The 11,983-nt window shown below is 65.7% G+C and carries 11 protein-coding genes, 3 tRNA genes and 1 other RNA gene; 5 read left to right on the forward strand and 10 right to left on the reverse strand.

Features of this window, described 5'->3' with window-relative positions; genetic code table 11:
- Positions 1-38: 38 nt before the first annotated feature.
- The 3 genes from VAE53_RS09725 to VAE53_RS09735 all read left to right on the forward strand — a co-directional run bounded on the left by VAE53_RS09725 (position 39) and on the right by VAE53_RS09735 (position 338).
- Positions 39-115, forward strand: a tRNA-Val gene (locus VAE53_RS09725).
- A 49-nt stretch (positions 116-164) separates the two neighbouring features.
- A tRNA-Leu gene (locus VAE53_RS09730) sits at positions 165-251 on the forward strand.
- Between the two features lie 11 nt (positions 252-262).
- A tRNA-Arg gene (locus tag VAE53_RS09735) sits at positions 263-338 on the forward strand.
- Positions 339-445: 107 nt separating this feature from the next.
- Here VAE53_RS09735 and VAE53_RS09740 read toward each other — a convergent pair.
- The 9 genes from VAE53_RS09740 to VAE53_RS09780 all read right to left on the reverse strand — a co-directional run bounded on the left by VAE53_RS09740 (position 446) and on the right by VAE53_RS09780 (position 8,610).
- On the reverse strand, positions 446-1,675 hold the full coding sequence (locus VAE53_RS09740; protein WP_322819183.1) for a hypothetical protein: 1,230 nt from the start codon (positions 1,673-1,675) through the stop codon (positions 446-448).
- Positions 1,676-1,730: 55 nt separating this feature from the next.
- Positions 1,731-2,444 (reverse strand): PHP domain-containing protein, encoded by a 714-nt coding sequence (locus VAE53_RS09745; protein ID WP_322819184.1) that lies wholly within the window; start codon positions 2,442-2,444, stop codon positions 1,731-1,733.
- Between the two features lie 50 nt (positions 2,445-2,494).
- The gene (locus VAE53_RS09750) at positions 2,495-2,908 is read right to left on the reverse strand and encodes a hypothetical protein (RefSeq protein ID WP_322819185.1); all 414 of its coding nucleotides are present in this window, start codon (positions 2,906-2,908) and stop codon (positions 2,495-2,497) included.
- Positions 2,909-2,910: 2 nt separating this feature from the next.
- A complete protein-coding gene (gene ispE, locus VAE53_RS09755; protein WP_322819186.1) occupies positions 2,911-3,780 on the reverse strand; it encodes a 4-(cytidine 5'-diphospho)-2-C-methyl-D-erythritol kinase in 870 nt (289 codons plus the stop codon).
- Positions 3,773-4,606 (reverse strand): 16S rRNA (adenine(1518)-N(6)/adenine(1519)-N(6))-dimethyltransferase RsmA, encoded by an 834-nt coding sequence (gene rsmA / locus VAE53_RS09760; RefSeq protein ID WP_322819187.1) that lies wholly within the window; start codon positions 4,604-4,606, stop codon positions 3,773-3,775. Before rsmA ends, ispE begins: the two co-directional genes overlap by 8 nt.
- Before the next feature lie 28 nt (positions 4,607-4,634).
- Positions 4,635-6,101, reverse strand: a complete 1,467-nt coding sequence (locus tag VAE53_RS09765) for a ubiquitin-like domain-containing protein (RefSeq protein WP_322819188.1) — start codon at positions 6,099-6,101, stop codon at positions 4,635-4,637.
- A 66-nt stretch (positions 6,102-6,167) separates the two neighbouring features.
- An RNA gene (ffs, locus tag VAE53_RS09770) (signal recognition particle sRNA large type) lies at positions 6,168-6,430 on the reverse strand.
- Between the two features lie 54 nt (positions 6,431-6,484).
- Complete coding sequence (locus VAE53_RS09775; protein ID WP_322819189.1) at positions 6,485-7,003, reverse strand: biotin/lipoyl-containing protein; 519 nt, start codon at positions 7,001-7,003, stop codon at positions 6,485-6,487.
- Complete coding sequence (locus VAE53_RS09780; protein WP_322819190.1) at positions 6,985-8,610, reverse strand: acetyl-CoA carboxylase biotin carboxylase subunit; 1,626 nt, start codon at positions 8,608-8,610, stop codon at positions 6,985-6,987. The genes VAE53_RS09775 and VAE53_RS09780 overlap by 19 nt, the downstream gene beginning before the upstream one ends.
- Before the next feature lie 45 nt (positions 8,611-8,655).
- On the opposite strand from VAE53_RS09780, the gene VAE53_RS09785 reads away from it, so the two are divergent.
- The gene (locus VAE53_RS09785; protein WP_322819191.1) at positions 8,656-10,203 is read left to right on the forward strand and encodes an L-aspartate oxidase; all 1,548 of its coding nucleotides are present in this window, start codon (positions 8,656-8,658) and stop codon (positions 10,201-10,203) included.
- A complete protein-coding gene (gene nadC / locus VAE53_RS09790; protein ID WP_322819192.1) occupies positions 10,193-11,047 on the forward strand; it encodes a carboxylating nicotinate-nucleotide diphosphorylase in 855 nt (284 codons plus the stop codon). The genes VAE53_RS09785 and nadC overlap by 11 nt, the downstream gene beginning before the upstream one ends.
- On the opposite strand, the gene VAE53_RS09795 is transcribed toward nadC, so the two are convergent.
- The coding region (locus tag VAE53_RS09795; protein ID WP_322819193.1) for a sugar phosphate isomerase/epimerase at positions 11,044-11,983 on the reverse strand (940 nt) is incomplete at its 5' end. The two genes, nadC and VAE53_RS09795, sit on opposite strands and share 4 nt — an antisense overlap.

The following is an 11,983-nucleotide window of genomic DNA, read 5'->3' on the forward strand; positions in this document are numbered from 1 at the left end:
AACAGGGTCGGGTCGGGACATAGACTGAGGTAGCTGGCGGGTGGTTAGCTCAGATGGTTAGAGCGCGTCGTTCACACCGACGAGGCCACTGGTTCGAGTCCAGTACCGCCCACCACGCGATTCTCGGTTGAACGGGGTTGCCGGTCGGCCGATAATCGGTTCGTGCCGAAGTGGCGGAATGGCAGACGCGCTACGTTCAGGGCGTAGTGCCCCCTGTGGGCGTGTGAGTTCAAATCTCACCTTCGGCACCATGGTTTCGGATGCGCCCGTAGCTCAGGGGATAGAGTGTTGGGTTGCGGACCCAAAGGTCGGAGGTTCGAATCCTCCCGGGCGTACCATTTTCCTCATCGATTGGCAGTCGGAGACGGCCTGCCAGGGTCGCGGCGCTCATCGACGGACGCCATCTCGGCGACCGCGCCTTGCAGATCCCGACGGGAGCCAAGCGCTATCGGCCTCGAGCGGCTGTCTCTTCGATCGCTGATTCTTCGTGAATCGGACGGCCCTTCATGATGGTCGCGGCATCGGCAATGGTTCGCGGCACTGCGCGCCAGTTCCAGGCGAGAAGGACGATGCAGAGCACGACGTACGCAAGGCCATAGAGCACGCGCGCATGTTCGTTCGTGATGAAAAGCTGGGTGGCGAAGAGGGCGAGGAGCGCCGATGCCTCGAAGCGCGACATCCGCAGATTGGCGAAAACGGCGATCGCGAAGGCGCTCTGTGCGGCGGTCAAGAAAATCTCGTCGCGCTGCCGCGCATCGAGCGGCAGGCCGGTCGTCCAGCCGAAATCGCCGGCGGAAACAAGAAACGCAATCGGCAACGTGCCAATGAGGAGTGTCCACTGATTGACTTTCGACGAGATGAGAACACCCATACCCGCCGCGGCGCGCCCGCGCCACGCGAGGAGACAGGCCACGAGGACCTCCGGCGACTCGGAGGCCAACGGGGCCAGCCACTGGATGAGGAAGAACTCGCTCACGCCGAACTGCTCGCCGATGTGAACGAGAGAATCGGCAAAGGGCTCCGCGGACGCGAAAATAGCGACCGCGCTGTAGGCTAGGAGCACGCCCACGACAGCGCGGCGACGGGCCGCCTGAAGCGCACCGATCGCCTTTGCGGGTCCAACGAGCTCGACTTCCTCGGTCTCGACCCGGGACGTGAAGAACATGTAGATGATGAACAGCGACACGAGGACTATCGTGTCGATGACACTTACGTGATCGCGGAGCGGAATGAAGATCACATAGGCAGTCGCGATCGCGAGGAACGTGAGCTCGAGGCTCCGCTCGCGACCGACGACCAGCTCGCGGATGCGCGTCCGGTAGACGAAAAGAAAGAACACCACCGGCCAACCAAGGCCAATGAGCAATCGGTTGCCGCCGGTCATATTGGCGACAGCGAGGCCACGCTGAGCCTCAGCCGGGTCGGCACCTGCCTTCCAGGCGAGGACGAAGTCGACTGCGTACTCCGGGAGGACGGCGATGATGGCGATGATGGCCAACGCCAGCCCTTGCGAAATATCCATTTCGGCCGTTTCCGCCCCCCAGCTCAGGAGAAAGGCCGCCGCGAGGATGGCAATGCCAAAGGTAGCCGCCCCAGCAACGGCAGGGGGGTGGTAGCCCGCGAACCGGAAGACGATGCCGGGAACGCAGGCGGCCGCGGCGGCGCCGATGGTCAACCAGGCGCTCCGACCGGTACCCATCAGAAGAGAACCTGGGGGAACTTCGGAAGCATCATTCGTAGAACGGGATGGGCTCCGCGGTCTCCCAGTAGTTCTCGAGCTTGCCCTCGGGAAGGCCGCGGCCAGGGAAAAAGCGCCCCTTGTGGAGCTGGTCCACCATGTGCTCCTGGCTCACGAGCTCCTCTTCGAAGACGGCGGTGAAATAGCCGATGCCCTGGGTGCTGTGGGCATCGGAACCGCCGGTACCGGGCTTGCCGAGCACTTTGGCCACCTGAAGCGCGAAGTAGTTCTCGCGCGGGGTGTTGCAGCCGTTCAGCACCTCGATGGCGTCGACGAGTTGGAAGACCGGAAGCTTCGCTGCTTCCTCGGGTGTAAGGCGGAACGGCTCCTTTCCCTCGCGTTTGAAGTGCACCGGGTCGAAGAAGTGGCGAAACGGATGCGCTACGATGAGGAACGCTCCTTGCTCGTCCGCCACCTCCCGCAGCTTCTCTAGTCGTCGGATGCCCGGAGCGTAGCCCTTGAGCCCGATCGCGAGAATGTGGCCCATGTCGGTCGAGACTTCCATGCCGTTGGAGACGAAGATGCCTTCGTGCTTCTTTCGGAAGGGATTGAGGTCCCACGGCTCCCACATGCGGTCGTGTTCGGTGATATTGACGCCGGTAAGTCCCACGCGGCGCGCCTCGGCGATGAGGTCATCCGGGTCGAGCATGGAATCCGAGGCGCCCCGGGTGGTGTGGAGGTGCATGTCGATGATGGTTCCCGGCAAACGGCGCCCTCCCGAGATTCGTTCGGAATTTCACGAGTGCGGCGAGTATATCACTGCTCCCCGAGCAGGGGCATCGCCCAGCCGAACAGCATCACGAACGCGCCCGACATGCCAAGCCAGAGCCACCAGTGCCGCCGTGAAATGAGCCAGAGGAGCGGGACCGGAAGCCACGCCAACGCGGCGATCAGCAATAGCCACGGTCCACTCGGTGCGCCGAGGGCAGGGGGCATCGCGCGGAAGTCGCCCAAGATATAGAACGAGGCCAATACGAGCCCGGCCATGGACCAGAGAACCGCGGTCCCGATTGAGATCGGGACCGCGATAAGCGCCCCAGGCACTTCGGGGTCGAGTACGCGTCGCAAGAATCGGGCGGCGCCGGGCTGCAAGGCCAGATAGGTGAGCGCGAATGTGGAAAGGATGGCCATGACGTGGCCCATCGCCCAGCCGGCAATGATGGTCGACATGGTCACCGCGACGCCGTCCGGGTGACGACGCATCGCAGGCCTGCGGAACGGGCGCGATCGGCGATCCCGCTGCCGGACCCGGCTGGTCCAATCCAAAACCACGTCGGGCCAGCGCCAGATAAGGCCACCGGCTCGCCAATGGCGTCCTCGACGCGGCGGCGATGCGCCGCGAGGCCGGGGAGAACTGCCAGCGCAGCGGCCTCCAGAGCGTTCGCACCCTCGAGGTCGCGGGAGGTAACTTCCCCCTTCTGCATGGCCCGTAGCACGCGCGGAACCGCGGGCGGCGGCAACGAATGGACAGCCAACGCCGCGAACACCGCAGCTGTCTTTTGGCGAGGAACTTGGAGTCCGTCTGGAGGGAAAAAGAGCACCACGTCGTGTGGGGCAAGAGGCGGCAGTGGTTCGAGCTGCTCGCCGCGCCCGCGGCCACGAGCCGTGCCGCCAACCAGGAAGTAGGGAACGTCACTCCCGAGCTCCAGCGCCAAGGGGGGAAGCTTCGTTCGAATCTCTGGCCATACGCAGGCGCACAGTCGAAGGACGGCCGCGGCATCGGATGAGCCCCCTCCGAGCCCGGCGGCTATAGGAACGCGTTTGACGAGCCGTACTCGGTAGATCGCCTCACGGCCCGCAGCAGCAGCGGCGCTGGCGAGGGCGCGGAGCGCCAGGTTCTCTTCCTTGGGCGGGGCCGCTCCCGCCTCGGGCCCGGCCACCACGATCTCGGGGCTAGCTGCTGGCTCGAGTGCGATGTCGTCGGCCAACTCGAGCTCCTGGAAGAGCGTATCGAGCTCGTGGTACCCGTCGTTGCGGCGGCCGAGCACGTCGAGCGCGATGTTCACTTTGGCCGGCGCGCGGGCCACCAGCAGCTCACGCAAGCGTCAGCACCTCCGAGCAGGAACGTTGAAGGGCGCGCCATTCGTCGAGGTTCAAGGTTTCGGGGCGTCGGGTGGGGTCGATCCCAGCCCGGTGGAGCGCATCGCGGGCGCCCCCTGGCGGCAGCCACGTCCCGCGGGCCAAGCTATTGTGAATCTGCTTGCGCGGGTTGCGGAACACCTTGCTCACGAATTCGAAGAACCCGGGAATCTCAGCTTCGGGAAGCGCTGGCGCTGGGCGGGTCGTAAGCCGAACGACCGATGACCAGACGGCAGGCGGAGGGTCGAATGCCTCCGGGGGAACATCGAACAACAGCTCTGGCTCGGCGTATACATGAACGGAAATCGAGAGCAACGACCAATCGCCCGGCGAGGCGGCAATCTCGCGAGCGACCTCCCGTTGCACCATCACGACGAGCTGGGCAGGGCGGCGGGCCTGTTCGAGGGCGTTCCGGATGATGGGGTTTGCGGCGAAATAGGGAAGGTTCCCGGCGATGACGAACGGCCGTTCCGGGGGCACGACGTCGCTATAGTCGACGAGCCTCGCGTCGGTCTCGAGGATGTGCAGCCGCGGATGGCGCCGGAAACGGTTACGCAGGTGCCCGACCAGCCGCGACTCGATTTCGAGGGCGTGCACTTCGTACCCCGCCTCGAGCAACGAAGCGGTCAGCTGACCCGTCCCTGCGCCAATCTCGACGACGAGCCCTCCGGCCGGGACATCGAGGGCGGCAACGATATCGGCCAGTACGCCGGAATCTCGCAGGAAGTGCTGCCCAAGGGATTTGCGGGGACGCGGGCCGGGCAGCCTCGCCGAGGTCGAACGTGCCATACGACCATCGTAGGGGGGTGGCACGAACTCAGTCGAGGATATAGATGTCTACGCTCCCGGTTCGCCAGGGATTCGGGCCGGCGTCCTCCGGGAAACCAAGGTCGACTTTCCAGCCCTTGATTCCGCCGCCGACATCCGCAGCGATGCAAAGTCCGTACCCAGGCACCACGAACCGCGTTCCAAGCGGGATGAACTCGGGGTCGACCGCGCAGACCCCACGATCGACGATGACGCCGGTCGCCGTCCGCCCGTAGGAGGGGTCCTCGCGTTTCCAGGGTCCATGGCTGGCGTTGTACCACGTGGCCCAGACGGTGACCTTCTTGCGATAGGGGCCGCTGTAGTCCGGACCATGGACGATGTGTCCCTCGCCGTTCACGTCACGCGTCCCGATGATCTGACGGGCCGCCACGGGTGGCCGGACGACGGTGCGAAGGAGCGTCTCGCGACGTTCGAGGACGCCGTTCCGGTAAGTCGATTCGTACACCACGCGGAGTTCGCCCGCCTCGCCCGGAGTCAGCCGTACTTGGCCGCGGGGCAGAGCGGGATCCTCCTCCGTGAGGATGGCCGGCGGAAGTGGTTCGATAACCTCTTCGCGGACGGTCCGAATGGTCCCCACGACCAACGTGCTGCCGGCAGCGAGGTAGGCGTCGACGTCGTGAGAAAGGGAATCGATGGTGGCGTCGCCAAGCTCCAGCAGCTGAAGCACTTCGCCGACCGTTCCTGCGCGGGTGTACAGGACCTGGCCTACTCCGTCGAGGACCACGGCGATGGTGCGCGCGGGCGCGAGACGGACCGCAGTCCCAGCGAGAAGAGGGGTTTCCGGCGGTGGCTCCACGAGGTCGGCCTCGCGGATAACGAGCCCGAGGTCGGCAACCAGTTCCCCCACGTTCGATGCGGGCGACTGAACATCGACCCGGAGGTTATCGATGAAGACGGTGTAGCGCCGCGCACGTTGGACGGTAATGGTGGGGACGGTCGGAACAGGAACGGCGCCACTCGTCGCCGTGAACCGGACGCCAGTCAGCGGCGTAGACGGGTTGGCGACGACGCCGTCCAGGAGTACTCGGTCGCGAGGACCGAGCACGATGCCCGCCTCCGCCAGCAGGCCACCGATGGTCGACGCGCGCGAGTGGATGACGACCTCGCGGCCGTCGGCCGAGACGGTTGCGGTCCGTGCCCTCAGAATGCCGATACCAGCGAGGCCGTTGGCATCGAAGGTCCGCGCCTGTCGAAGAGCAACGTCATCGAGGCCTGGGAGGGACGCAACTTCCCCCGGGAATACCGTCCGGTACACGCGAGCGCCAGCATCCGAAACGACGAGCGTGGCTCTGAGGGGATATGCGAGCGAACCGAGGGTCATCACGACGGCAACCGCGAGGACGGCCGCCGTGTGGTGTCGGGCGCGGAAGAGGCGGGCACGGGCGCGGCGGACGAACTGCCGGCGCCGCAGGTGCAGGCGCGAAGGGACGAACGGCCTGGACAGGGCCTGCGCCACGCGGACTCCTCGTGAGTTGACGCGAGCCCGAGGCGGGTCCGGGCCGGTCGAAGGCGGGATAGGTGGCCGTGCACCTGCTGTCGAACTGGCCCCCGGGCTTGCTCTGCGACAGCCAGCTCAGGTCCGGTTGGCTGCGGCACCCGAGGCAGACCCCTTATGGCTGCTTCCTTCCGGACCTGACCAGGTTCGGAGCGCCTCGCCGCGCAGGACCAGACCCTCGACGCCGACTGAAGAGGACAGTCCCCGAAAGCGCAGCCCTCGAGCAGGAATTCGACCCCGCTATAGCGGATTGCGGGTTCAGGGCACCGCTAGCTCCCCGTCTAGCACAGCCATCCTTACCGTAGCGTTGCCAACGATCGGGGGTCAAGGGTACCAGCGGTTGCTTAGCCGACGTGGATCGCAACCAGCAGGTCACCGGCGTTGACTCGCTGCCCTCCCGCCACCGCGACCTGCTCCACCACGCCAGCGGCGGGCGACCGAAGTTCGTTGTTCATTTTCATCGACTCGATGACGAGTAACACGTCGCCCTGCGCCACCTGGTCACCGACGCGGCACCGCACCTCTACGATGGAGCCAGTCATCGGTGCGGTGATCCGTCGGACACCCGTCTGGACTTGCTGAGCTGCGAGCTTCGCGGCCTGCGGACGCCAGCGCTCGACCCGGAAATCGAACGCGTGGCGGCCGATCGTGGCACGCGCGCCTCCCCGGAGGCGTTCGAGGTAAATCTCTACCGGCCGGTGCTCATGGATGAGGAGGTACAGCTGGGAATCGCCGACACGGTGCAATTCGACTCGAGTCCAGCGCTCGGCGCCTTCGCGGCGAACGAGGATACCCTCGGCATCCTGCTCGACTTCGTAGGTCTCCGCGGTCTCCTCGGTCCGGATCAGATACTTCTTGGCCATCGGCCCATGCCACCCCCGAGGAGAGTCGTTCCGGCTTGTTGACGACGCCACGCGCCGATGGTGCCTCGATAGCCATTCGAAGGGACCGACTGGCCGTTGAATGGCTGCTCACCGTTATCACGCTCGCCAGCCGTGACGAAGAGGAGAGCAGCAATCTCCGCGATCTGCCGTTGCTCTTCGTAGTTTTCTTCGGCGAGGACTTGGTTTCGGTCGAGGAAGCCCGTGTCAATGTTGCCGCTGATGAAGTCCGGAAGATCGAGGATCTGCTGCAAATAGGGGATATTGGTCGCGACGCCGACGACGCGGAACTCGGCGAGCGCTCGCTTCATCCGCTGGCGCGCACCCTCGCGGTTTCGGCCCCAGGCCGTGACCTTGGCGAGGAGTGAGTCGTAGTACGGAGTGACTTCGACGCCATCGTACAACGCGCTTTCTACCCGAATGCCGGGACCGGCAGGTTCCCGGGCGAACACTACCCGCCCTACCGACGGGAGAAAGTTGTTGAAGGGGTCCTCGGCGACGATGCGGCATTCGATTGCCCAACCACGTGTGAGCAAATCGGCTTCCTCGTAGGGCAACTCTTCTCCAGCTGCCACGAGGATTTGATCTTTCACAAGGTCGGTTCCGGTGACGATTTCGGTGACGGGATGCTCCACCTGGAGCCGGGTGTTCATCTCGAGGAAGTAGTGATGCCCATCTTGATCGAGGAGGAACTCGACCGTTCCGACGTTATGGTAATTCGCAGCGCGGGCAATACGAACGGCAGCTCGGGAGAGCGTGCGCCGCAGCTGCGGGCCCACTGCCACGGACGGACACTCCTCGATGATCTTCTGATGGCGCCGCTGGATCGAACACTCGCGTTCGCCGAGCGGCACGATGTTTCCGTATCGGTCGCCGATGACCTGAACTTCGATGTGGCGCACGCGCTTCAGATTCTTTTCGACATAGATGGCCGGGTTGCCGAATGCTGCGGCGGCTTCCTGCATCGCGCGTGCCGCGGCCCCTGGCAGATCCTCGGGGCGCTCGATGAGACGAATTCCACGGCCACCCCCGCCGGCCGCGGCTTTGATCATGACCGGATATCCAATGCGTTCGGCGAAAGCGAGCGCCTCGTCGACCGAGGTGAGCTCGCCACTACCGGGAAGGACGGGAACACCCGCCCGTTCAGCGATGTGTCGAGCCTCGATCTTGTCGCCGAGCAGCCGGATGGACTCCGGCGAAGGGCCGATGAAGACAAGGCCGGCGGCCTCGCAGGCCTCGGCGAACTCCGCGTTTTCGGCGAGAAACCCGTAGCCGGGGTGGATGGCATCGGCGCCGCAGCGCTTCGCGACGTCGATGATCCGCTCCATGTTCAGGTAGCTTTCGCGGGCGTCGGCCGGGCCGATGTAGTGTGCCTCGTCCGCGTAGCGGACGTGTTGGGACAGGCGATCTACCTCCGAATAGACGGCTACCGAACGGATATCGAGGTCGCGCAGGCCGCGGACGATGCGGAGTGCAATTTCGCCGCGGTTGGCTACTAGGACCTTGGAAAACATCGTAGGGGCCTTTACTTCTCTCAGAAAACTCGATGGCTCACCAGCATACCGGGCACTGTCCCGACAGGCGAACACCGTGTCGTGTTGGTCGGGACTTCGTGTAACTCGTACACTAACTGCATGGTGGGCACGGTTCCCCCCGGCGGGCAATACGCGGTCATCGTCGTGGGGAGCGGCATCTCCGGGCTGTTCGTCGCCCTGGAGGCACGGCACCTCGGGCCTGTCCTCGTGCTGACCAAGGGGAGCATCGACGATTGCAACACTCGGTGGGCACAGGGCGGGATTGCGGCGGCCGTTGGCCCGCTCGACTCGCCGGACCAGCATCTGGCCGACACCATCGCGGCAGGCGCGGGGCTCGTCGACGAGGAGGCAGCACGCATCCTGTGCTACGAGGCGCCTGCACGAATCCGCGACCTGGTGGAATACGGCGTGTCGTTCGATTCGCTCGGGGGCGAAGTCGCGCTCGGCCGCGAGGCTGCTCATAGCCGAGCACGAGTGCTTCATGCCGGAGGCGACCGGACAGGCGCAGAAATCGAAACCGCCCTCTCGGCGGCGGCCCAGGAGCAGTCGATCACTATCCTCGACCATACCTTGGTGACCCGAATCGTCGTGGAGGGGGGCCGCGCTCGTGGGGTGGAGGCGGTCGCTCTCCCGACGGGCGAACAGGAGCGCTACGAGGCCAATGCGGTCGTCCTCGGCACCGGCGGCGCCGGACAGCTGTTTTCGCACACCACGAACCCCGAGGTCGCGACCGGCGACGGCGTCGCGCTTGCCTTCGAGACGGGCGCGGAAATCGCCGACATCGAGTTCTACCAGTTCCACCCGACGGCCCTGCGCGTCCCGGGGGTGCCAACCTTCCTCATTTCGGAGGCCGTTCGCGGCGAAGGGGCGGTCTTGCGCAACCTCGCTGGCGAGGCATTCATGCGGAACTATCACCCGTTGGCCGACCTCGCGCCGCGCGACATCGTGGCACGCGCTATCGTCCGCGAGATGCGTCGAGAAGGAGCCGACCACGTTTTGCTCGACTGCACCGGCCTGAGATCGATCGACCTGGCGGCGCGTTTTCCGGCGATTTTCGCCTACTGCAAGGGTGCCGGCATCGATATTCGGGTCGATCCGATCCCGGTTTCACCGGCTGCGCACTACCTGATGGGTGGTGTTCGCACGGACATTTGGGGTCGGACCACGATTCCCGGCCTGTACGCTTGCGGCGAATGCGCGTGCACTGGGGTGCACGGTGCGAACCGGCTCGCGAGCAATTCGCTCATGGAGACCGTCGTCTTCGGAAAGCGGGTCGTCCAGCATATCGCCAGTGGGGCCGGCGGGTCGGCTCCGCCGACCGCGGATGCCATTCCGCTGCCTTCCCCTGCCACGGAACCGCCGAGCCACGCCGCGCTCCAGTCGATGATGTGGGCGTGCGCGGGCATCGAACGGGACGCCGGCGGGCTCGAGCGCGGTTTGGCAACGCTCTCGTCGTGGCCGAGGCGCGGGCCCACACCCGTCACCCGGGATGCGTTCGAGCGCCGACAGATGGCTACCGTTGCGTCGCTCATGCTCCATGCGGCGCTTCGTCGGACCGAGAGTCGTGGAAGTCATTTCCGGAGCGACTTTCCTGAGACCGATGACGTCCGTTGGCGCCGCCGTCAGGTGTTCGTCCGTGATCCCTGACCTCGACCCCTCGGTGATCGAGCGCCTCGTCCGGGCTGCGCTCGAAGAAGATCGCGCTGCCGACGATGTGACGACATTGGCAGTGGTCGATGCGGGACTCGCCGGGAGAGCGACCTTTCTCGCGAAGGAGGCTGGGGTTCTGGCGGGGCTGGCGGTGGCCGAGACGTGCATTCGGCTCATCGACCCTCGGTGTGAGTTCGAGCCCCACTTCGCCGATGGCGACCGTTTCGGGCGAGGCGATCGACTCGCGACCGTTGCCGGTCCTGTCCGGGCACTGCTGCAGGCCGAACGTGTTGCCTTGAATTTCCTTCAGCGGCTCTGTGGCACTGCCACGCTCACCCGCGCCTTTGTCGATGCTGTCGCGGGCACGGGAGCCGCCATCCTCGACACGCGAAAGACAACCCCGGGCCTCCGCGATCTCGAGAAGTATGCGGTGCGATGCGGCGGGGGGACGAATCACCGTCGCGACCTTGCCGCTATGGCGATGGTGAAAGACAACCACCGGGAGGCGATTCGACGGCGGGGCCGATCGCTGTCCGAAGCGGTGGACGACATCCGCCGGCGCTCGCCTGGCGTGCTGGTCGAAATCGAAATCGATCGGCTGGAGCAGCTCGACGAAGCGCTGGCCGCCCGCCCGGACTGGCTCCTGCTGGACAACATGTCGGTCGATGCGATGGCCGAGGCCGTTCGCCGCATCGCCGGCCGAGCGAAGGTCGAGGCCTCGGGCGGCATCCGGCTCGATTCGGTGCGCGAAGTCGCGGCGACAGGAGTCGATGCCATCTCCGTCGGATCTCTCACGCACAGCGCGCGGGCGCTCGATATCAGCCTCGAGCTCGAGTTCTAAGCGAGACCGACCCCCGCGAGAAACGCGCGCGCGGCCGAGACCCGCTCGTCTGGCTGGTGCTGGTTGATCTCCAGCGTGAACGCGGAAAGATGTCCGACGCCTTCGACGATGTACCGCCAGTCGACATCGCCGTCGCCGGGTGCGCGGTGGTCGCCAATACCGAGAACGTCGTGAAGGTGGGCACCGATGCAGCGACCCGCCCAGCGGCCGAGCCAGGCATGGCGGTCGATGAGGCCGAGTCGATGCAGAACCTCGGCGTGGCCGACGTCGTGCCAGTAGCCTACCTCGGCGGGGGAGAAACCTTCGAACAGGGCCGCGTACTCCTCGGGATGAGGAATCTCGTGGTAGTGGTAGCGGTTCTCGATGCCGATGGCGATGCCATGCGTCCGGGCGAACGCGACCAGTTCTTCGAGGGAGCGGCGAGCCGCCGCCAGGTGCGGTTCCGCCGCTGCGGCACGGCGGGCGACGAGGGTGGTTCGAAGCGCTTCGATGCGCTCGCCGCTCCGCTCGCCCGCGTCGTATGCACGCCGCAGGGCGAGTTCTTCCTCGAACTGCTGGTCGGAGGGGCCAACGTGACCGAGGTGTACGACGATGCGTGTAGCCCCCAGCTCCGCGGCGACGGTGACCGAGCGCTGGGCAGCCGCCACCGCAGCACGCCGTTCATCCTCGTCCAGGGCAGCCAGATTGAGGCTGGAATTTCCCCGCCCATTCGGCAACCGCACATACGGTGCGGGCTGGTGGACGGAGACGATGGGGAGCAGCCCCGCCCGCCGGATGGCATCGATTTTTTCTGCGGGCGTCGAATGACTAATCTCGATGGCCTCGTACCCAGCTTCGGCGGCGAAGCGAGCGAACATCGCGCCATCTTCGAACCGCTCTTGCTGAGCGAACATGGTCGAGAGCGCGAGTTGCTTCACGGCCGGCGAACCTCGGAGG

Source organism: Tepidiforma sp. (genome assembly GCF_034432735.1).
Lineage (GTDB): Bacteria > Chloroflexota > Dehalococcoidia > Tepidiformales > Tepidiformaceae > Tepidiforma.